Here is a 21179-nt window from a genome sequence, read left to right as displayed (position 1 = left end):
CTCGGCAGCAGCCTGCCGCCCGGGTACGGCGTGACCGGGTCCTGTCGGCTCGTCCGACGACCGCGTGCGCCGGGTGGTGATGCAGTCTGATGAGGTGACCGTCCAGGAACCCGCCGACGACGTCCGAATTCCCCGGGCCCAGATCGGTTCCAGCCCGCAACATCTGCTGACGACCCTGCTCGGCGAGTATCTCGACTCCTCGGCTGCCGACCTGCCGTCGACGGCGGTCATCGCGATGCTGCACGAGTTCGGGGTCAGCGAGTCCAGCGCCCGTGCGGCACTGTCCCGGCTGGTCAAGCGTGGTCTCATCGCGATCCGGGAGAACCGACGGCCGCCGGTCTACCACCTCACCTCCCAGGCGATCGCCAAGCATCGATCCCGGGTGCAGCACTTCCTGAACTTCGGTGCCCATCCGCCGCAGTGGACCGGTGACTGGGTGATGGCGTCCTTCTCGATCCCCAGCTCCGGCCAGGCGTCCCGCCATGCGGTGCGTAGGTCGTTGAGCGCACTGAGGTTCGTGGGTCTGTACGACAGCGTGTGGATCAGGCCGGGATCCGACGCCGCGCCGGTGAAGGAGACGCTGAGCGAGCTGCTGCGTCACGTCGACGGTGCTCGGTGGTCGGTCATGCACGTCCGCTTCGACGAGGAGTCGGGGCCGCACGGTCCGGCCGCCGCGTACGACCTGACCGCTCTCGCTGCTGGCTACTCGGCTTTCGTCGAGCAGTACGCGGAGTTGCGGGTGGCCGCCCGTGCTGGCGAGGTGGACGCGGCCAGGGCGTTGGTCGCCCGAACGTCAGCCATGGATTCCTGGCGTACGTTTCCGGACATCGATCCGGATCTGCCCGACCACCTGTTGCCGAAGCCATGGCCTCGGCAGCAGGCCAGAGACACCTTCCTGGACATCCATTCCAGACTCGGCGCACTCGCGCAGGCGCGTCTGATCCAGGTGGCGACACCGTACTGGCCGGACGCCGCCTCGTGGATCACACACTTCCAGGCTTCGAACGACCCCGCCCGGCCGGAACCTACAGGCGGGAAGCACGGCGTCCGCCCGGCGCGGACTGACGGTGGGCAAGGTCCGAGAGACCGGGCAACGCATTGACACTTTTCGTTGCGAGAGTGATAGTAACTGCACACAGCTCCCAGCGGATCGCCTGTGGGGACCGCGGCCGGGCGGTCCACGCGCCTGCATCGACCTGACCCGTGGCCAGCGCTGACCACCCTTGTCGGGGCGCGAATGAACAGCCACCGCCACCAAGGGAGTGCCGTCCCCGACATCCGCTGGAGGATGCATGAGTAGGAGAGCGAAGGTCTGCGCGGGACTGGTGGCCGCGATCGTCCCGGCCACCGCCGTGATCGTGGCGCTCGGCGCGACACCGGCCGGTGCCGCGATCGGTGGCTCCGGCCCCTATCCCGCCGATCATGAGACCTCGGCCAGCCTGGCCAATCACACAATCTTCCGGCCGCAGACGCTCCCGGCCGAGCGTCTTCCCATCCTCGTCTGGGGCAACGGCGGCTGCTCGGCCAACGGCCTGTCGCAGGGCAACTTCCTCCGGGAGATCGCCTCCCACGGTTTCCTCGCCATCGCGAACGGCGCTCCGAACGGATCCGGCTCCACAAACTCGCAGATGCTCACCCAGTCCATCGACTGGGCCGTCGCGGAGAACTCCCGGCAGGGCAGCAAGTACTTCGGCAAGCTCGACACGGCCAGGATCGCGGTCGCGGGCTTCTCCTGTGGAGGTCTGGAGGCGTACGCCGTCTCCAATGACCCACGCGTGACCACGACCGGCATCTTCAGCAGCGGTCTGTTGAATGATGCCGACGACTACCAGCTCAGGAGACTGACCAAACCGATCGCCTACTTCATCGGCGGGCCCAGCGACATCGCGTATCCGAACGCCATCGACGACTGGGGCAAGCTGCCGGCCGGGCTGCCCGCCTTCATGGGCAACCTGAACGTCGGGCATGGCGGCACCTACGACCAGCCCAACGGCGGCGAGTTCGGCCGGGTGGCGGTGCTCTACCTCAAATGGCGGCTGAAAGGCGACACCACCGCCGGAGCCAACTTCGTCGGCGCCAACTGCGGCCTGTGTCGCAGCCAGTGGAGCGTCCAGCAGAAGAACCTGACGCTCGACGGCGACCCGCCGCCCACGACCCCGCCCACAACTGCGCCGCCCACGAACCCGCCGACCACGCCGCCCACGAACCCGCCGACCACGCCGCCCACGATCCCGCCGACGACGCCGCCCGGCGGTGGGACAACCTGTACCGCTGTCTATTCGGTGCAGGACCAGTGGAACGGCGGATTCGTCGCCAGTGTCAACGTCACCGCGGGAAGCAGCGCACTCACCGGCTGGCGAGTCACCCTCAACCTGCCGAGCGGAGCATCGGTCAGCTCGATGTGGAACGGGGTGAACAGCGGCACCAGCGGCACCATCACCGTCTCTAACCAGAGCTACAACGGACGCCTGGCCGCCGGGCAGAGCACCAGTTTCGGATTCCAGGGCACCGGGAACGGCAGCGGAGCCACCGCCACCTGCACGGGAAGCTGACCACCGCAGAACATACGACCGAACCGGGCCACTCGACGGGCCGGTGCCCCGGCACCGGCCCGTCGAGGGTGTTGCGGTATCTCTCGTCGATGTCGATGTCGATGTCGATGTCGATGTCGATGTCGATGTCGATGTCGCCGTCAGTCTCGCCGCCGTCTGGTCCGGCGCCGCCTGGTCAGAGGCCGCGGGCCTGCCGGGCCAGGGATCTGCCGACCAGGGCGATCGAGACCACTGCGACCGCGGTGAGCAGCAGCAGATAGGGGAGAGCGGACGCGAAGCCGTGCAGCAGCGCCTCGCGTAGCGCTGTCACCCCGTACGTCACCGGATTGATCGCGGCCAGCCAGCGCTGTGGCGTACCCATCGCATCGATCGGGTAGAACGACGGGCTGGCGAACAGCAGCACCGGCGCGAGGACATTGATCAGGACGGTGAACCGCTGGAAGTCCCGGACCAGGGTGGCCAGCAGCAGGTACAGCCCGTTGAAGGCGCACGCCGCGACAAGCGCCCCGCACAGTAGCGCGAACCACCTGTCGGCCGCCCAGCGTCCCTGGAACAGCAGCGCCGTCACCGCGAGCGCGGACAGTGTCTGTGCGAGCACGAGCGCCGATCCGGCGAGCAGTTTGCCGAGCACGTACTGGCCACGGGTCAGCGGATACGACCACAGTTCCAGCGACATGCCGCTCATCCGTTCCTGGAAGAGGGCGGTGCCGGAGGTGGTCGCGGCGGCGAGCAGGGACGAGAACATCAGCGCCGGCACGGCGAAGTCGGCGTACCCGATCTGCTGCCCCCGGTAGGTGACGGTGCCGATCAGGTCGGTCAGAGAGGTGGCGAACAGCGTGATGTAGACAGCCGTCGGCACGATCGCCAGCAGCAGGTTCGTGCGGTTGCGGGTGAGCAGCAGGAACTCGCGTCGCAGGGTCGCGGTCAGGCCGGTGCCGTGCCAGGCGGGTGCGGCGTGCCCAGTGGTAGTGGTCATCGGGTCGGCACCTCCGCGCGGGTCAGGGCCAGGAACGCGTCCTCCAGCGAGGAACTGGTGAGCGCCACGCTCTCGATCGCCACCTGACGATCGGTGAGTGCGGCGATCAGTGCGGGCAGCCGGCGGCGCAGGTCGTCCCCGGTGAGCACGAACAGGTCACCGCGGTACTCGGGAGCAAGTCCGGCGAGCCGGGCGCACTCGGCCACCACCGCCCAGTCGTCCGGGGAGCCGGTACGCAGCTCGGCTGTGACCTGGCCCGCCTCGTCCTTGAGCTGCTCGGAGCTGCCGTCGCGCAGGATCCTGCCGTGCTGCACGACCAGGATCCGCTCGCAGTTGCGCTCCAACTCGTCCATGTGGTGACTGGTCCACACCAACGTCAGGCCATGCGTCCGGCGCAACTCGTCGAGCATGTCCCAGACCCGGCGCCGGCCTTCCACGTCGAGCCCGGCGGACGGTTCGTCAAGCAGCAGCAGCCGTGGCACCCGCAGCAGGGCGCGTACCACCTGGAGCCGGCGTCGCTGGCCACCGGAGAGCGTGAACACCAGATCGTCGCTCTTGCCGGCGAGTTCGAACTCGTCGAGCAACGCCGCGGCGCGGGAGCGCACCCGACGCCAGCTCAGCCCGCGGAACGCGGCGGCGATCCGCAGGTTGTCCTGCACGGTGAGCATCATGTCGAACGGGCCGGTCTGGTGGACCACGGCGAGGTCCCGCTTGGCGGTGCCCCCGGGGGCGGCACCGTGCACCAGGATCTGACCGGAGGTGGGCGGCGAGACACCGCAGACGAGTTTCAGCAGGGTGGTCTTCCCGGCACCGTTCGGACCGAGCAGCCCGACGGACTGCCCGGTCGGCACACTGAAGGTCATCCGGTCGACGGCCGGCGCCGCCGCGCCCGGGTAGGTCTTGGTCAGGGCGGTGGCGGTCACTGCGTCCTCGGTCACCGGACCACCTCCTCGCTCTGGCCGAGCGTCTCGGCGACGGCCCGGACCGCGTCGTCCGGCGCCACCTCGGACAGCGGGTTGCCGGCGCGCACGTGCAGGTGAACCGCTTCCGGCGGCAGCAGCGGCAGGCCGCTCGGGTCGTACCCGGTCCGGCTGGCACCGGCATGCCCGAACCGGATCCCGATCACCACGGTCAGCGGCCCGGGGGAGGCGGTACGCAGGGCGGTCAGCGGTCGCACGGCGGCAGCCGACAGCCCGGCGATCGTGCCGGTGGCCGAGCGCAACGCGGCGGCGAGTTCGGTCGGCGCGACCTGGCGCAGGCGTACGCCGGGCGGCGCGGCCGGTGCCCGGTCGCCGACCACCCAGACGGTCGCCTCGGCGGCGGGTGCCGGAGCGGGCGCGGGCGGTGGCACCGGGTCGGGGACCCCGGTGACCCGGCCGAGCAGCGCAGTCGCGGTGACCGGCGGGTCGAACAATGGCTTGTTGTCTCCGGCCGTGATCAGGTGGTCGCCGCGTATCTCGATCACCCGGTGCACGATGACCGCGTCCTGGTGCCGGTACGCGATCACGTCGCCGGGCCGGATCCGGGACCAGGCGGCCGGCTCGACGGTCACCACGGAGCCGGGCGTGATCGCCGGCCACATGCTCGATCCGGTCACCGGGATGCGTGCCGGTCGACCGGCGGAGACGGTATGTGCGATCAGGTCGGCGAACCCGGCGACGGCCGCCGTCATCGGCCCGACTCCGCGGTCAGGCCGGTGCCGAGCATGCCCAGTTCGCTCAACTCGGCGACGAACTGCCGGACGTCGCGGTCGATCAGCTGGCGGTCCTGGTCGTCCTGCGCCTCGAACTCGGCCGCCAGGTCACGCACCACGTCGTCGACCTGGGCGCCGAGGGCGAGCTTGCGCCAGATCCGCGCCGCTGTCGCGTTCAAGGTCTGGAATTCCCCGGTGCCCGGGTGGTAGAGCCGCACCTCGTCGTCGTTGTCCACCCACACCACGTCTGGATTCACGCTGAGCACGACGTTGCCCCCGTCCCGTTGGTGAGCACCGGCAGGGTCCGGCGGTGGACCGCGTCGGTCGGATCGTTGTCGGTGCGCCAGTCGTCGTACACCGGGTGCACCGTGCCGTCCCGGATCAGTCGGGGAACCGTCATGGTGGACTCGTGCTCCAGCAGGTCGGTGCCGGAGAAGCCGTTGGAGCGCCAGATGTTGGTGATCATCGAGTGCCGCAGGATCCGGCAGTGGTGCCGGCTGTTGCGGGTGATCGAGCCGGATTCAGCCGCGTGGTACGCGCGACAGCCGCCACCGCACGCGGCCCGGATGTAGCAGCGTCGGCAGTCGGCGAGGTTGTCGCCCTCGAACACGGTGCTGGTGCGTAGCTGAGCCAGCGCCGGGGTGTCGAAGATGTCGGCCAGGCGCTGCGCGCGCACGTTGCCGGCCTTGTGCAGCGGGCCGGTGACCAGCTTGCACGGGTAGACGTCACCCAGCGAGTTGATGTAGATCTCGGTGCCGCCGAGCCCGCAGTTGCCCCGGATCGAGCAGGGTTTCACCGCCTTGGGGCCCTCGGTCAGGATCTTCTGCGCCACCGGGTTGGTCCAGGTGAACCGCTGCACCTCGCGGTGGTGCTCCCAGGCGAAGTGCACCCCGTCCTCGGCGCCGCGGCCGATGCCTGTGTGGTTCATCAGCCGCACGTTGCCGAACTCGATGCCGTCCAGGAACGTCATGAGCTGGTCCAGAGCGTAGATGTTCTCCGGCGACACGACGTGGTTGATGTCCGGCCTGACCCCTGCGGCGTTGAGCAGCGCGAGCGCGTTCGCGGTGCGTGCGAAGGTGCCCTTGCCCCGGGTCCGCTCGTGGACCTCCGCGACGCCGCCGTCCAGGCTCACGGTGATCTTGCGGAAGGTGTCGGCCATCCGCCGGGCGGTCGCCGCGTCCGGGATGCGGGTGCCGTTGGTGATGCAGTTGACCCGCAGCCCCCGGGACCGGGCGTGGTCGGCCACGGCGAAGAAGTCACGGCGCAGCATCGGCTCGCCGCCGGTCAGGATGAGCAGCTCAGCGCCCATGTCGGCGATCTGGTCGACCAGATCGAGCGACTCGTGTGGCTCCAGCTCGCCGGGCAGCTTGCGGGTGGAGGAGGCGTAACAGTACGGACACCGCAGATTGCACCCGTCGGTGATCGCGTAATAGACCATGCGCAGCGCTGGTTCGGCCGACCGCACCCGGGGTTGCTGCCCCTGGAGATAGACCAGCCAGTTGAGGACCAGCGTCGCCAGTGCCCGTTCGGTCGCGGCCGGGTCGGCCGGGGGCTCGGCGCCGGACGCGAGCGCACGGAGCACGTCCATTTCTCCGTCGCCGACGACCGCCCATGCGGCGATGCCGGGGTTCTCCACGAGATAGCGGTCCCGGCACTGAAAGTAGACAAGATCGTCCGGGACGACCAGCTCTGACCACATCCCCGACAGCTGCATGACGAGATCCCCCTTCCGCGTTCCGAGCGGGGGCCACGGCAGCCGTGGCCCCCGCCACTGGTGTCGGCTGTTGTCAGTTGGCGTGCCCGGAGCCCGCTCCGGCCAACGCCCCACAGGCGCAGGCGCAGCCGAGCTGCGCCGCGAAGTCGGCCTTACGGATGCTGGGCTTCTCCCACTTGAGCATGTGGGCCCTCCTTTCGCGTGCCGCGGCCGGGCAACGGGCCAGTCCCGTGAGACGCCCCGACCACGCGCAGAGGGTTGCTCAGAGTGTCGGCACGCCTCCAGAGGGCAAAATTGACGTCTTGACAGGACAGTCGCACCGGGAGACGGTGGCGCACGTGCGTCCCGAGATCTCGGTGTCCGTGATCGACGACGACCGGATGCTGCTGGACGGCATCAGGGCATGGCTGGCCGAGGCGTCCGACCTGCGGCTGGTCTGCACCGCCGGTACCGTCGACGAGTTCCTCGCGTCCGAACCGGCGCCGGCCGACGTGGTCGTGCTGGACCTGCTGCTCGCGGACCGTACCGAGCCGGCCGAGAACGTTCGCCGGCTGGCCGTCCGCAACCGACAGGTGCTGGTGGTCAGCGCTGTCCCGTACGTGACCCACGGCGTCGACGTCCTGCGGGCGGGAGCGCTCGGCTACCTGACCAAGGACAACGACCTGGCCACCCTCGCCGCGGCGGTCCGCGACGTCGCGCAGGGTCGCGTCGCCCATTCGCCGGAGCTGGCGTACGCCTGGTCGCACGACTCCCGGCCGGACCGGCCGAAACTGTCACCGCAGGAACAGGCCGTGCTGGTGGCGTACGCGTCCGGCATGACGCTGACCGCGGCGGCGCGTCGGGTCGGCATCCAGCCGGCCACCGCCCGGCGGTACCTGGACCGGGTGAAGGCCAAGTACGGCGAAGCGGGCCGACCCACCTACACGAAGCTCGACCTGGCCAACCGTGCCCGGGAGGACGACCTGATCCGGTAGCCGGTCAGCGGTCGTTCCACACCAGCTCGACGCAGGTGCCGTCGCCGGGGTCGGAGAAGACCTGAGCCGAGCCGCCGGCCTCGCGCATCCGCTGCTTGATCGAGCGGCGCAGCCCGGAGCCGGAGATGACACGGTCGGGTGTGAATCCCAGACCACGGTCGACGATCCGTACGGTGAGCGTCCGGTCGGTCCAGTCCGTGGACACCCATGCCCGCCCGGTCCCGGCGTGCCGCGCCACGTTGTTCAGGGCTTCACGGGTCGCGTCACCGATCCCGTCCAGGACCCGGTCGGGAATCTCGTCCGGCAGCTCTCCGACGAGCAGGTGCACCCGCAGGCCGAGGGCGTCCGCTGCCTCGGCCGCCTCGGCCAGCCGGGCACCGAGCGTGGTGGTCTGCTCCGGACGTTCCTCGGCGATCAGTCGCCGCACGTAGTCGGCATCGCGGCCGCACCGGGCGCGCACCGCCTCGGTGCGGTGGTCGAGACCGCCACGGGAGATCGCGGTGAGGGTGGCCAGAACCGTGTCGTGCAGGTGGCGGAACTGCCGGAGCCGTTCGGCGAACCGGGCCTGGCCGGCGGCGGCCGCGGTCTCGGCGGCGATCCGCCGGGCGGTGGCCGCGTCCACCGCGTCCGCCTGGGCGGCGAGATAGCGGCGCATGAAATGCAGCAGCAGGGCGAACCACAGGCTGGAGTTGACGTGGTTGAGGAATCCGGACTCCAACGGTGGCAGCCCTCCGGTGCGCAGGGCGATCGCGGCGACGGCGGACAGCACCAGGACCGCCAACGCGACGAGTAGCCGGGACACGCTCAACACGGCACCGGCCAGCGCCGCGGTGCCGAGGGCGAACTTCGCCATCCAGTTGGCGGCGCTGATCTCGAAGCCGTCCCGTAGGTTGGCGTTCGCCACGAACAGCAGCACACAGGTCACGACGATGTCGATGACGACGTGCCGGGTGGTGAACCAGCCGCGTCGCCAGACCGCGACGGCCAGGATGGTGTTCCAGGCCACCACCACCGTCACCATCGCCAGGTTGAGCCCCGGGCTGCGGTAGTGGGTGGCGCCTGTGGAACCCAGGCTCGACGCGGCGGGCAGCAGATAGCTGGCGCGATGGGCGAACAGCAGTACGGCGACGAACCGGAGGGCACGGTCGAGGCCGGGCAGCGTAGCCATCGCGCGAGCGTCGATCCAGCCCTGCCAGGCCTCGACGAGGCGTCGGGCCAGACGGTCGGACAACCTGGATACGCCAGCGGCGGCCGGGTCGGACTCGGCGCTGTCCCCACGCCCCGCCGCCTCGCCGTCAAGGGGAGAACCCGCGTCGCGGAGCGATGTGGAGCGGCGGCCGATGCTCATGCGAGAAATCCTCGATGAACGGGGGAGGGCCCACAACGCTCCACATTGTCGGGTGTCGGTCTGCCGAGCGGGGTTTGAAGTCAGGGCAACCAGCCGGGGCGGACCAGACCGGCCTCGTACGCGAACACCACAAGCTGGGCGCGGTCCCGCGCGGCAAGTTTGATCATCGCCCGGGACACGTGCGTCTTGGCCGTGGCCGGACTGACCACCAGGCGCGCGGCGATCTCGTCGTTCGACAGCCCGGTGCCGACCAGGGCCACCACCTCCCGTTCCCGCTCGGTCAGCTCGGCCAACCGCCGAGGTGCGGCAGGCGTGGCGGTACCGGCGGCGAACTGCTCGATCACCCGCCGGGTCACACTCGGCGACAGCAGCCCGTCCCCGGCGGCCACCACCCGTACCCCCTGGATCAGCTCGGCTGGTTGGGTGTTCTTCACCAGAAACCCGGCGGCACCGGCACGCAGCGCCGCACCGACGTACTCGTCCAACTCGAACGTGGTGAGCACGACGATCCGCACCCCGGACAGCTCCGGGTCGGCGGCGATCTGCCGGGTGGCGGCCAACCCGTCCATGCCGGGCATCCGGATGTCCATCAGGATCACGTCCGGAACGGTCTGCCGAGCCAGCCGGACCGCCTGCGCGCCGTCGCCGGCCTCGCCGACCACCGTGATGTCCGGCTCGGCGTCCAGCAGCGCTCGAAAGCCGGCCCGCACCAGCACCTGATCGTCGACGAGCAGGACCCGGATCACGCTGTCGCCTCCCGCGTCTGGTCGCTCCCCAGCGGCAGGGTGGCGCGTACCCGCCAACCGCCGGTGCTGTCAGGGGTCGGGCCGGCGGTCAGCTCGCCGCCCAACGCGGCAGCCCGCTCCCGCATCCCCGTGATGCCGTTCCCCGCGGGAGCCGGCCCCGGATGCCGCACGCCACCACCGTCGTCGTCGACCTCGACCACCAACGAGTCCGGCCGGTACCCGATGGTGACGGTGGCGGCGGCACCCGTCCCGGCGTGCCGGCGGATGTTGGTGAGCGCCTCCTGCACGATCCGGTAAGCGGCCCGGTCGACGGCGGCGGGCAGCGGCCGGGCCGTACCGTCGATCACCGTCCGGGTCGACAGCGCGGCCGCCTCGGTCAGCTCGGCGAGCCGGTCCAGCCCCGGCGTGGGGGCTCGCGGGGCGGCCTCGCCGGTCGGATAGAGCGTGTTGAGCACCGTCTGGACCTCGCGCAGCGCCTCCGCGCTGGACTGCGCGATCGCGTCGAGCGCCGCGCGCGCCTGTTCCGGATCGCGGTCCATCAGGTGCAGGCCGACGCCGGCCCGCACGTTGATCAGCGACAGGTGATGACCGAGTACGTCATGCAGCTCGGCGGCGATCAGCAGCCGTTGCTCGCTGGCCCGGCGGCGCTGCCGCTCCTCGAAGAGTCGGCGCTGCTCCGCGATGCCGTCGTTGACCCTGGCGGCGACCAGGCTGCCGAACTCGGTGACCAGGCCGGCACCGGCGATCAACGCCAACGCCGCCAGGGCCTGTCGCAGGGTGGCACCGCTGACCAGCACCCAGGTGGCGTACGCCCCGGCGGACGCCACCGCCACCAGCCATCGGTGCCCGGCGGCCATGACCGCCGCCGCGCCGATCATCGGCGCCAGCAACGTCACCCCTACCGGCCGGTCCAGCAGGTGGTACGCCAGGGTCGCGGCGACCACGATCAGGAAGTTCCGCCTCGGTGACCGGTGCCGGTCGGCCAGCGCCAGCCCACTGAACACGAGCAGCGCGTACCCGATGATTCCGACGCTGGCGTGCTGCCAGCCGGCGATGATCGCGGTTCCGACCGGCTGCCCGAGCGCGGTGAGCACCGCCAGACCAGGGCCGCGCCGCGACGGCGCTCGCCCGCTGGGCGATACCGGTTCGACATCGGGGCTCGACCCGCTCATGCCCCGCACTGTAGGCCGATCGGAGTCGACAGTGGCAGCCCCGAGGGAGGCATCCCGGCGTACTCCCGGCGGAGTAGACCTGTCGTTGCGCTGCCGCGCGGGGAGTAGCAGCGGTGCCTTCGTCGCTCCGACGCGTCGCCGGGCCCGTGCCGACAGGCTCAGTCGCAGAGCATCCGACACGTGACGGCGAGGAGATTCTGATGAAGGCGATCGTGCAGGACCGGTACGGCTCCCCCGACGTGCTGCGGCTGGGTGAGGTCGAGACCCCCACGCCCGGCGACGACGAGGTGCTGGTCCGGGTGCGGGCCAGCTCGGTGAACGCGTACGACTGGCACGCCATGCGCGGTGACCCGTATCTGGCCAGGCTGTCGTTCGGGCTCCGCCGGCCCACCGCGACGGTCCGGGGGCAGGACTTCGCCGGGCAGGTCGAGGCGGTCGGCCGTGCGGTGACCCGGTTCCGGCCCGGCGACGAGGTGTACGGCGAGGCCGGCCCGGGCGGTGGCGCGTTCGCCGAGTACGTGTGCGTGGCCGAGAACCTGGTCGAGGTGAAACCGGCGAACCTGAGTTTCGAACAGGCGGCGGCGATCCCGCTGGCCGCCACCACCGCCCTGGTCTGCCTGCGCGACGCCGCCGGCCTCCGGGCCGGGCAGCACGTCCTGATCAACGGGGCGTCCGGCGGGGTGGGCACCTTCGCCGTGCAGTTGGCCAAGGCGTACGGCGCGCAGGTGACCGCCGTGTGCCGGACCCGCAATGTCGAGCTGGTCCGTTCGCTCGGCGCGGATCATGTCGTCGACTACACCCGGGAGGACTTCACCCGCGCCGACCGCCGTTACGAGGTGCTGCTCGACCTGGTCGGCAACCGGTCACTGACCGGCCTCCGGCAGATCCTCACCCCGGACGGGTCACTCCTGCTGTCCGGGGGAGGGGTCTTCACCGGCGGCAGTGTCTTCGGTCCGATGAGCCTGCTGCTCCGGGGGCCGATCGTGGCGCGTTTCGTCAGACACCGCATCGTCGCGCCGTCGGCGACGGCGGGTCGGGGGCACCTCGCGACGCTGCGGGAGCTGGCCGAGTCCGGGAAGTTGACGCCGGTCATCGACCGGACCTACCGGCTGAGCGAGGTGCCGGAGGCGATCCGGTACGTCGAGACCGAGCACGCCCGCGCCAAGGTGGTCGTCACAGTGTGAGCCCAGCTCTCGTCGCTGTTCGTTCCCGTACTCCCGCGCCGCTCAGCACCCCTGCCGATGGGATGCACGGGGCGGATTCCGGACAATTCGCGGTGATACAGCCCTCGTTTCACCGCCGATCGGTGGTGATGCTGCAACGATGCAAGATGTGGGAACTGTGGAGACCAGGACGCCGGCCATCTCGCCCCTCGCCGGCGAACCGATCAAGCCTGCCGATGCCGAGCGGCTGGCGGGGGTGCTGAAGGCGTTCGCCGACCCGGCCCGACTGCGACTGCTCAGTCTGATCCAGTCGTCTCCGGACGGGGAGGCGTCCGTGAGTGACCTCACCGCGCCGCTCGGGCTTTCCCAGCCGACCGTGAGTCACCACCTTCGGATCCTCACCGAGGCGGGCCTGCTCGAGCGGGACAAGCGTGGAGTGTGGGCGTACTACCGTCTGGTGCCGTCGGCCATCGCCGCGATCGCCGATCTGTTGACGCCGCCCCGCAAGCGGGCAGCGAAGCGGAACCGCTGAACAGGACCGGCGGGTGCCGGCTGACCGGCACCCGTCCGGTGGCCTCGGGCCGAGCTGGACCTCGGCCGGGCCCACTTCGTAGTTGATCACGTAGCCTGCCTGGCCGACAGCCGCCTGGGCGACGGGCAAGCGTCACCGAGCCGATGGCCATCCTGCTGGCCATCGGCTCGTCGCGTCTGCGATCGGCACCCTCGGCCGTGGCCACAGTGTGGGCGAATCACCCGAAGCTCATCGACATTCATCTATAGTGGCGAACGCGTGGATCCCGTCCCATCGATCCAAGTCAGGACAGAGCCATGAAACGCATCCCGCTGAGAGCCATTGTCCCCGTCGGGCTCGCGGTCGCGCTGACCGTCGGCCCGCTGGGGGCACCGGCCACCGCGCAGGCGACCGTCCCCATCACGTTGACCGGCGCCAGTGCCACCAGCCCCAGTGCCGACGTCACAATCGCCGGGCGGGCCGTGACGATCACCGCTCCGGGTACCTACGAGATCAGCGGCACCCTCAACGACGGCTACCTCAACGTCGACACCGCCGCCTCGGGTGCCGTGAATCTGATCCTCAACGGCGCCGCCATCACCAACTCCAGCAACGCTCCGTTGCAGGTCGCGGACGCTGATGAGGTTGTGATCACGCTCGCGGCCGGCACCACCAGCCGGCTCTCCGACGCGACCAGATACGTCTATCCGGATCCGAACACCGACGAGCCGAACGCCGCCCTGTTCAGCAAGGCCGACCTGCGGATCAACGGAACCGGCGCGCTGGCCGTGCAGGGCAACGCGTACGACGGCATCACCAGCAAGGACGGCCTGGTCATCGAGTCCGGCACGATCACGGTGAACGCGGTCGACGACGGTATCCGGGGCAAGGACTTCCTCGACATCACCGGAGGAAGCCTCGACGTCACCGCCGGCGGCGACGGCATCAAGTCCGACGACACCGAGGCCGGCCGGGGCCGCCTCACCATCACGAACGGCACCGTGCGGGTGAACGCGGGTGACGACGCCATCAAGGGCGAGAACACGGTCGCGATCTCCGGCGGCACCGTCACCGTCACCAACTCCTACGAGGCGATCGAGAGCCGGCAGGTCACCATCAGCGGTGGCACCGTCAACGTCACCGCCCGCGACGACGCGATAAACGCCGTCGAGGACGGGTACGGCGACTTCGACGTGGCACCGAACGCGTTCGTCCGGTTCACCGGCGGGACCACCCTCGTCAACTCCAGCATCGACGGCATCGACTCCAACGGCTCGGTGACCTTCGCCGCCGGCACGGTCGTGGTGAGTGGGCCGAGCACCGGCAGCCCCGGTGAAGGCGCGATCGACTCGAACGGCCCGGTCTACTTCAACGGCGGCACCGTACTCGGGGCGGGATCGACCTCGATGGCGGTGCTGAGCCTGCCGCCCACCTCGGGTCAGGGTTGGGTCGCCCCGCAGCTGTCCAGCAGCCAGCCGGCCGGCACCCTGCTCCATCTGGTCTCCGGCGGCCAGGTGCTCGCCTCCTACCGTGCCCCCAAGAACTTCCGGGAGGTGGTCTTCTCCTCCAACCGGATCCAGCACGGGCAGACCTACGAGATCTACCTGGGTGGCAGCCTCACCGGCACGACCATCGGCGGCATGGCCACCACCGGCGGCAGCATCGCGGGAGCCACCCGGCTGATGACCGTCACCGCCGGACAGTACCGCGGCGGTCTGGTCGGCTGGCCGCCCGGCGGCCCGGGCTGGCCGCCGCCGACCACCCCACCGCCCACCACCCCGCCGCCGAACCCCACCACGCCGCCACCGAACCCGACGACCCCGCCGCCGAGCGCTCGCGGCTGTACGGCGACCTACAGCGTCGCCAGCCAGTGGCAGGGTGGCTTCCAGGCCGATGTACGGGTGACCGCCGGCTCCTCCGCGATCAACGGCTGGCGGGTGACCTGGACCTTTGCCAACGGCCAGACGATCAGCCAGTCGTGGAACGCGACGATCAGCGCCAGTGGCTCGGCGGTGACGGCGACAAACGTCTCCTTCAACGGCTCACTCGCCGCCGGAGCCAGCACCACCTTCGGGTTCCTCGGCACCTGGAACGGCAGTAACGCGGCCCCGACCCTGACCTGCACCGCGACCTGACCGGCTATCCGGTTCACCGCCGGATCAGGGGAGCCCGGCACCACCAGGTGCCGGGCTCCCTGGCAGCCGGCTGCCAGACTGCTCGCATGCTCCCCCCGCGCTGCCACGCCTGCCACCTCGACCCAGATCAGTCACCGTCCGACGGCGCTCGGAGCGACTTCGTCCTGGTGTACTTCGCCGACGCCGTCAACCCGCCACCCGGCTGGGTCGGGCATCCCGCAGGTGCGGTGTGGTTCTGCGGGGAGCACGCCCCACTCGGCGAGGAACGGGAGCACCTGGCCAGCCACAGCGCACTGCGCGAGATCGACGCGGTGCTCGGCCGTCTGCCGAGACGACTGCGGGAGGCCGACCGATGACTCAGCCCGGTGGCAACCTCCGGGCCGACCCGTGCAACGACTTCGGGGTGGGGTACACCAGCCCGTGGTGGCTGCGCCCCTGACCGCGACCGGCTAGGCCGGACGTACGGGCCGGCCACCGGTGGTGGGCCGACGACGGAGGTCGCCGGCCCACCACGTTGCGTGTTACCGGACCCGTAGCTGCTGGTGGACCCCGTCGGCGGGCGCGTAGTTCCGGTCACCGGAGTAGGCGACGTGGACCGGATACACCCCTGCCGACAGCCCGGTGGTCGGCAGCTTCACGACGGCCTTGCCGCCGTCCAGCGCAACCACCTGGGTGGTGCCACCGAAGGTGACGGTGATCTCGCCAGTCACCTTCGGCGCCTTCTTGTGCTGGGACTGTGCCCGCACCTCGACGTCCAGCTTGAAGGTGCCGCCACCGACGATCGACGCGGGCGCGGCCTTCGCCTTGATCACGGTCGGCGCCGTGCCCACGGTGTCGACTTCCGACCACAGGTGGTCGCGGGCGAAGATCGTGAACAGTTGACTCGCCGTCATGCCGTCGTGCGCGCCGGGAACCTGGGCCGTCCGGGCGGCATACCCGCGAGCCCTGAAGTTGTCCGCGATGGCGTTCTGGGCGTTGAGGTTGCCTTCGAAGACACCGTTGCCGAGGAACACGAAGAGGTCGTCGTCGCCGACCGCGGCCGCGACGTTGTCGTAGTCCTGCGCGGACAGGGATGGGTTACCGGAGAAGTGCCCGTAGTAGGCGAACGTGGTCGGGTAGCCCCTGATGACGTGGGCGCCCGTCATGCCGCCGTAGGAGAACCCGGCGTAGGCACGGCCTTCCCGCTCGGTCGAGACGTTGTACTTCTCCTCGATGAGCGGAAGGATCGTCTGAACCAGGTTGTTGGCCGCGTTCGTCTGGTTGTAGGAACCGAAGCCGAGGCTGGTGCCGGTGAAGTGGTTCCCCATGGTGACCACCACAGTGGGCTCGATCTCGCCCTTGGCCGTCATGTTGTCCAGGATGTTCGGGACATTCGCCGGGACCATGAAATCGGTCTCGTCACCGAAGATGCCGTGAGCGAGATACGCCACCTTGTACGGCTTCGCGCGATTGGGGTTGTAGTTGGCCGGCAGGTAGACGCCGAGGTAGTGGCCGCTGTCGCCCAGGATCGTGGTGTAGGGGATGTATGTGACGGTGCCCCGCTTCTTGCGGTCCGCGATCGGCAGCTCGTACTCCGCGCGCTCCTTGAGCACCGGGTCGTTCTGCTTCTTGGCGTACGGCACATACACGGCATCGAGTACGTCGTTGTTCCGGACGCGGAACGACGACTCGCCCGGGGGACGAGGGTTCGTCGAGGCGGGATCCCAGATGCGCTTGTTCTCCCAGCCCTGGGTCGGATCCCATACCCGGTACCAGTAGCTGATGCCCCCGGCGTGCAGCGGAAGCGAGACCGACCAATAGCCCTTCGCGTCCTTGGTCATGTCCCTGGTGAACTCGGTACCTCCGGCGTGGTAGCGACCTGGCTGCCACTCCTCCGGCTGATAGCGGGTGTTGCCGGTGCCGAGGTCGAGCAGAGTCAGGTCCCCGGCAAGGCGGACCTGCGTCGCGTTCGGGTTGTGATAGACGAACGTGACGGTGTATCCGGTCGGTGAACCGCGATCCGCCTTGACGGTCGCGCCCTCCACGATCGGGCGCTTGCCGGCGGCGGCTGGCGCGGAGATGGTGGCGCTGACACCTGCGCCGAGTGACATGATCGCGAGCAACGAGATCGCACGGCTGAGCCTGCGTCTTCCGATCGCTTTCCTCATCTGGGATTACTCCTCTATGGCCTCGCGCGGCCTCATGGGGATCTGTGGTCTGGTCGGACACTGGCGACGGCGCGCCCTTTCCCGCTTCACCTCCTTTCTGTCGATGAATCCCGGACGAGGGATTGCACCGTTCCGGATCCGGCGCGCTGCCGGAGGAGCCTCCTGCGGGTCACGCGGCCCCGCTGTTCGTCGTGGATGGCCCGTCCTGGGCGTGCTTGTCAGCTAAATCGAATTAGCATGCGTAGTGTGGCGCGGCTCACCTTTTGGTGTCAAGGGTGTTCCGGGCCTGTTACGTCGCTGAGTCGCCTGGTCACGGAGCTGATGCGGCGGTGCGCCGCGCCGGCCGAACGCACCGGGGTGGTGTGGGTGGCCAAGGTCTGCAGGTGTACGAGACAACTCCGAGTGTCGCCTCGCGTTGGCACACAGCAACGTCTCAGCATGCCTGCCTACGCTGGCCGGCATGTCCAGCGACGGTGAGCCTCCCAGTACTGAGCAGCCCGAGGCCCGAGCGAGGTTCTGCCGGTGACCGAGTGGCTGCTGCTGGCCGTCGCGGTCCTGCTGATCGCGGCGAACGCGCTGTTCGTGGCCGCGGAGTTCGCCTTCGTCACGGTTGACCGGGCCACGGTCGAGCGCGGAGCGGAGGCCGGTGACCGCCGGGCCGCCGGCCTGCTCAAGGGGCTACGGACGTTGTCCACCCAACTGTCCGGGGCGCAGCTGGGCATCACCGTCACCAGTCTGGTGGTCGGCTTCCTGGCCGAACCGTCCCTGGCCACGCTGCTGCGTGGTCCGCTCGGGTTGACCGGACTGTCCGATTCGGCGGTCACCGCCCTGTCGGTGACCCTGGCGCTGGCCATGGCGACTGGCTTTCAGATGGTCTTCGGTGAACTCGTGCCGAAGAACTGGGCGATCGCCGAACCGTTGCGCGTGGGCCGGGCCGTAGCGGGAGCACAGCGCGGCTTCACGACCGCCGCCGGCCCGCTGATCCGGTTCCTCAACGGCACGGCCAACCGGATTCTGCGCCTGATCGGCATCGAGCCGACCGAGGAACTGGCCTCGGCGCGTTCCCCGCAGGAACTCGCCTCACTTGTCACCCGGTCCGGCCGGGAGGGCACGCTCGACGCGCGGACGGCGGAACTCGTCGCGCGTTCGATCGACTTCGGCGGGCGCACTGCGGCCGACGTCATGACTCCACGCAACCGGGTGCAGTTCGTCTCCGCCGACGCGCCCGCGAAAGTGGTGCTGAGCCTCGCCGCCGGAAGCGGCCATGCCCGATTCCCGGTCACCGGCGCCGGGGTGGACGACGTCGTCGGCGTGGTGCATTTCAAGCACGCCCTGGCGGTGCCCGCCGCAGAGCGGACCACCCGTCAGGTCCGGGCGATCATGGTGGACCTCCCCGAGGTGCCCGAGACCATGCCGCTCGACCCGCTGCTGGCGGTGCTACGCGGGCACGGGTTGCAGGTGGCGGTCGTCGTCGACGAGTACGGCGGGACCGCTGGCGTCGTCACCCTTGAGGATCTCGTCGAGGAGATCGTCGGTGAGATCGCGGACGAGCAGGACGGTCCCCACCGCCGCCACCATCGGTCCGCCGACGGCACCTGGACCCTGTCCGGTCTGCTGCGTCCCGACGAGGCGTCCCGGCTGATCGGCCTCGACCTTCCGGAGGCGCGGGACACCGACACCCTCAGCGGGCTGGTGACCGAGCGTCTCGGCCGCTTCCCGCAGGTCGGCGACACCATCACCGTGTCCGTCGCGGACCGGAGTCACCCCGACGCCGACGGTCTGCCCACCTCTGCCAGGGCGGAACTCGCGGTCATCCGGCTGGACGGCCGCCGGGTCGACCGGCTCACCCTGCGTCCCTGCGCCGACCATCAGCCGAGCGAGGAAACCCGGTCATGAGTGACGTCACCGCGATCATGCTGGCCGTGGTGCTGCTGGCCGGCAACGCCTTCTTCGTCGGGGCGGAGTTCGCCCTGATCTCCGCCCGCCGTACGCAGATCGAACCCCGCGCGGCTGCCGGCTCATCCATCGCCCGGGTCACGTTGCGGGCGATGGAGAACGTCTCCCTGATGATGGCCGGCGCGCAACTCGGCATCACGGTCTGCTCGCTCGGCCTCGGCGCGATCGGTGAACCCGCCGTGGCGCACCTGCTGGAGAAGCCCTTCGCCGCCGCCGGCGTGCCCGAGGCGCTGCTGCACCCGATCGCGTTCACCATCGCACTGTCAGTCGTCGTGTTCCTGCACATGGTGCTCGGTGAAATGGTGCCCAAGAACATCGCCCTCGCCGGTCCGGAACGCTCCGCGCTGATGCTGGGGCCGGTGCTCTACGGCATCGTCACTGTTCTCCGCCCGCTGATCTGGTTGCTCAACCAGATCGCCAACGCGGTTCTGCGGCTGCTCCGGGTCACCCCGAGAGACGAGGTCGCCTCCAGCTTCAACAACGAGGAGATCGCCGGTTTCATCGCTCAGTCCCGGCAGGAAGGGCTGATCGACCAGGACGAGCACGACCTGCTCACCGGTGCGTTGGCCTTCAACGACCAGGCCGCCGCCACCGTGGCGCTTCCGCTGGCAGCACTTGTCACCCTGCCCCAGGACACGACCGTGGCAGAGTTGGAACGCCAGTGCGCGGCAACTGGATACTCCCGTTTTCCGCTCACCGATCCGGAGGGCAGGCTCACCGGATACGTCCACGTCAAGGACATCCTCGGACTACCAGCGGAACAGCATGACGAGCCGCTCGACCCGGGACTGATCCGCCCGCTCGTCGCCCTGGACGCCGCACGACCGCTGCGCGACGCCCTCACCGTCATGCAACACCGGGGCGCCCACCTCGCCACCATCGTCGACTCGAGCGGCCAACTCCTCGGCCTGGCCGCACTGGAGGACGTGGTGGAAAAGCTCGTCGGCGAGGTACGCGACGCGACCCGGCGCACGACCGACACCGCGTTGGTCCACTGACGAAAGCCGCACGTGGTCGCGGGGCGCCAACCGTCCCGATGATCACGCCAATTGTCGATCATTTGATGCCGCTTCTTCGAAGACGTGGCGGGTGTCGTGCTGATCAAAACGCCAGCGGAATCTGAACAACCGATATCAATAGACGATCATTGATATCTTGTCCGATTGGTGTGATACTCGCTGGAAGCGCTCCCAAACCCGTCCCGGTGAGCGTGTCAGAAATGGAGGATGCACCGTGCGTTCACACCATCCCCACCAGTCCGGCCGGCGATCCCGGCCAGCCGTCCGGGTGCTGGTCCTCGCCCTCACCATGGTGGCCGCGATGCTGCCCTGGGCGGGTGCCGCCCAAGCCCACGGCACCGTGATCAACCCGGCGACCCGCGCCTACCAGTGTTGGCAGAACTGGGGCCACCGGCACATGGATCCGGCGATGCAGACGCAGGACCCGATGTGCTACCGGGCGTTCCAGGCCAACCCCGACACCATGTGGAACTGGATGAGCCAGCTGCGGGACGGCCTCGGTGGGCAGTACCAGGCCCGTACGCCCGACGGGCAGCTCTGCAGCAACGCCCTCTCCCGGAACGACACCGTGAACCAGCCGGGGGCCTGGAAGGCGACCAACGTGAGCCGCAACTTCACGCTCCGGTTCTACGACCAGGCCAGCCACGGCGCTGACTTCTTCCGGGTCTACGTCACCCGGCAGGGCTTCAATCCGAACTCGCAGCGCGTCGGCTGGGGCAACATCGACCAGATCCTGCAGACCGGGCGCTACGCGCCGACGCAGAACATCTCGTTCAACGTCTCGATCCCGTCCGGGCGTAGCGGCCAGCACGTTCTCTTCGTGATCTGGAAGGCGTCGCACATGGACCAGACCTACATGTGGTGCAGCGACATCAACATCGTCTGATCCACGCGGCTGCCAGGCACAGCTCGGCTCCGGCCCGGGACGAACTCCTGGGCCGGAGTCGCCGCTTGCTCGCCGTGGCGGTGCGGCCGTCCCCCCCGTTACCTTTTTGATCGTCCCCAGCCGGGGACCCTCGGTCGCCCGGCCCGGTATGACTTTCTGCCCCTGTCGTGTGGATGATCCGGGGGGT

20 protein-coding genes are annotated in these 21179 nt (G+C 69.6%); 10 read left to right on the top strand and 10 right to left on the bottom strand.

Annotated elements, in window-relative coordinates; genetic code table 11:
- Window positions 1-94: 94 nt before the first annotated feature.
- Together AB0I71_RS31025 and AB0I71_RS31020 are read left to right on the top strand one after the other, a co-directional pair.
- Window positions 95-1102, top strand: coding sequence for a PaaX family transcriptional regulator C-terminal domain-containing protein (locus tag AB0I71_RS31025; protein ID WP_357590715.1), 1008 nt, complete (start codon window positions 95-97; stop codon window positions 1100-1102).
- Window positions 1103-1292: 190 nt separating this feature from the next.
- Window positions 1293-2552: a cellulose binding domain-containing protein gene (locus AB0I71_RS31020; protein ID WP_357590713.1), complete on the top strand. Its 1260-nt coding sequence runs from the start codon at window positions 1293-1295 to the stop codon at window positions 2550-2552.
- Between the two features lie 175 nt (window positions 2553-2727).
- On the opposite strand, the gene AB0I71_RS31015 is transcribed toward AB0I71_RS31020, so the two are convergent.
- From AB0I71_RS31015 to stsA, 6 genes are all read right to left on the bottom strand, one after another.
- Window positions 2728-3528 carry an ABC transporter permease gene (locus tag AB0I71_RS31015; protein WP_357590711.1) on the bottom strand — a complete coding sequence of 267 codons (801 nt, stop codon included), beginning with the start codon at window positions 3526-3528 and terminating at the stop codon, window positions 2728-2730.
- Window positions 3525-4466, bottom strand: coding sequence for an ABC transporter ATP-binding protein (locus AB0I71_RS31010; protein WP_357590708.1), 942 nt, complete (start codon window positions 4464-4466; stop codon window positions 3525-3527). The genes AB0I71_RS31015 and AB0I71_RS31010 overlap by 4 nt, the downstream gene beginning before the upstream one ends.
- On the bottom strand, window positions 4463-5200 hold the full coding sequence (locus AB0I71_RS31005; RefSeq protein WP_357590706.1) for a signal peptidase I: 738 nt from the start codon (window positions 5198-5200) through the stop codon (window positions 4463-4465). The genes AB0I71_RS31010 and AB0I71_RS31005 overlap by 4 nt, the downstream gene beginning before the upstream one ends.
- A complete protein-coding gene (locus tag AB0I71_RS31000; RefSeq protein ID WP_357590704.1) occupies window positions 5197-5478 on the bottom strand; it encodes an HPr-rel-A system PqqD family peptide chaperone in 282 nt (93 codons plus the stop codon). Before AB0I71_RS31000 ends, AB0I71_RS31005 begins: the two co-directional genes overlap by 4 nt.
- On the bottom strand, window positions 5475-6935 hold the full coding sequence (stsB, locus tag AB0I71_RS30995) for a StsB family radical SAM/SPASM domain sactipeptide maturase (RefSeq protein ID WP_357590702.1): 1461 nt from the start codon (window positions 6933-6935) through the stop codon (window positions 5475-5477). The genes AB0I71_RS31000 and stsB overlap by 4 nt, the downstream gene beginning before the upstream one ends.
- Window positions 6936-7008: 73 nt before the next feature.
- The gene (gene stsA, locus AB0I71_RS30990) at window positions 7009-7119 is read right to left on the bottom strand and encodes a StsA family sactipeptide RiPP (protein WP_336245214.1); all 111 of its coding nucleotides are present in this window, start codon (window positions 7117-7119) and stop codon (window positions 7009-7011) included.
- Window positions 7120-7237: 118 nt separating this feature from the next.
- Between stsA and AB0I71_RS30985 the strand changes: the two genes are divergently transcribed.
- Window positions 7238-7909 (top strand): response regulator transcription factor, encoded by a 672-nt coding sequence (locus AB0I71_RS30985; protein ID WP_357590700.1) that lies wholly within the window; start codon window positions 7238-7240, stop codon window positions 7907-7909.
- A 4-nt stretch (window positions 7910-7913) separates the two neighbouring features.
- Here the strand turns inward: AB0I71_RS30985 and AB0I71_RS30980 are convergent, their stop codons facing one another.
- The 3 genes from AB0I71_RS30980 to AB0I71_RS30970 form a co-directional block, all read right to left on the bottom strand.
- Window positions 7914-9257, bottom strand: a complete 1344-nt coding sequence (locus tag AB0I71_RS30980) for an ATP-binding protein (RefSeq protein ID WP_357590699.1) — start codon at window positions 9255-9257, stop codon at window positions 7914-7916.
- A gap of 80 nt (window positions 9258-9337) precedes the next feature.
- On the bottom strand, window positions 9338-10003 hold the full coding sequence (locus tag AB0I71_RS30975; RefSeq protein WP_357590696.1) for a response regulator transcription factor: 666 nt from the start codon (window positions 10001-10003) through the stop codon (window positions 9338-9340).
- The gene (locus AB0I71_RS30970) at window positions 10000-11175 is read right to left on the bottom strand and encodes a sensor histidine kinase (RefSeq protein WP_357590694.1); all 1176 of its coding nucleotides are present in this window, start codon (window positions 11173-11175) and stop codon (window positions 10000-10002) included. Before AB0I71_RS30970 ends, AB0I71_RS30975 begins: the two co-directional genes overlap by 4 nt.
- Before the next feature lie 200 nt (window positions 11176-11375).
- Here AB0I71_RS30970 and AB0I71_RS30965 point away from each other — a divergent pair, with 200 nt between their 5' ends.
- The 4 genes from AB0I71_RS30965 to AB0I71_RS30950 all read left to right on the top strand — a co-directional run bounded on the left by AB0I71_RS30965 (window position 11376) and on the right by AB0I71_RS30950 (window position 15340).
- Window positions 11376-12359 carry an NAD(P)-dependent alcohol dehydrogenase gene (locus AB0I71_RS30965; protein WP_357590692.1) on the top strand — a complete coding sequence of 328 codons (984 nt, stop codon included), beginning with the start codon at window positions 11376-11378 and terminating at the stop codon, window positions 12357-12359.
- Window positions 12360-12498: 139 nt separating this feature from the next.
- Window positions 12499-12870, top strand: a complete 372-nt coding sequence (locus AB0I71_RS30960) for a metalloregulator ArsR/SmtB family transcription factor (protein WP_357590690.1) — start codon at window positions 12499-12501, stop codon at window positions 12868-12870.
- 296 nt (window positions 12871-13166) lie between these two features.
- Window positions 13167-14984: a carbohydrate-binding domain-containing protein gene (locus AB0I71_RS30955; RefSeq protein ID WP_357590688.1), complete on the top strand. Its 1818-nt coding sequence runs from the start codon at window positions 13167-13169 to the stop codon at window positions 14982-14984.
- Window positions 14985-15070: 86 nt separating this feature from the next.
- Window positions 15071-15340: a hypothetical protein gene (locus AB0I71_RS30950; protein ID WP_357590686.1), complete on the top strand. Its 270-nt coding sequence runs from the start codon at window positions 15071-15073 to the stop codon at window positions 15338-15340.
- A 165-nt stretch (window positions 15341-15505) separates the two neighbouring features.
- On the opposite strand, the gene AB0I71_RS30945 is transcribed toward AB0I71_RS30950, so the two are convergent.
- Complete coding sequence (locus AB0I71_RS30945) at window positions 15506-17131, bottom strand: Ig-like domain repeat protein (RefSeq protein ID WP_357590684.1); 1626 nt, start codon at window positions 17129-17131, stop codon at window positions 15506-15508.
- Window positions 17132-17653: 522 nt separating this feature from the next.
- Here AB0I71_RS30945 and AB0I71_RS30940 point away from each other — a divergent pair.
- The 3 genes from AB0I71_RS30940 (at window position 17654) to AB0I71_RS30930 (ending at window position 20992) form a co-directional block, all read left to right on the top strand.
- Window positions 17654-19027 (top strand): hemolysin family protein, encoded by a 1374-nt coding sequence (locus AB0I71_RS30940; protein ID WP_357590682.1) that lies wholly within the window; start codon window positions 17654-17656, stop codon window positions 19025-19027.
- Window positions 19024-20085, top strand: a complete 1062-nt coding sequence (locus AB0I71_RS30935) for a hemolysin family protein (RefSeq protein ID WP_357590680.1) — start codon at window positions 19024-19026, stop codon at window positions 20083-20085. The genes AB0I71_RS30940 and AB0I71_RS30935 overlap by 4 nt, the downstream gene beginning before the upstream one ends.
- A 235-nt stretch (window positions 20086-20320) precedes the next feature.
- Window positions 20321-20992, top strand: coding sequence for a lytic polysaccharide monooxygenase (locus AB0I71_RS30930; RefSeq protein ID WP_357590678.1), 672 nt, complete (start codon window positions 20321-20323; stop codon window positions 20990-20992).
- The last annotated feature ends 187 nt before the right edge of the window (window positions 20993-21179 follow it).

The organism is Micromonospora sp. NPDC049891 (assembly GCF_040660295.1).
Lineage (GTDB): Bacteria > Actinomycetota > Actinomycetes > Mycobacteriales > Micromonosporaceae > Micromonospora.
Note: the sequence above shows the minus strand (reverse complement) of the source record. Positions and strands in the feature narration are given on the sequence as shown.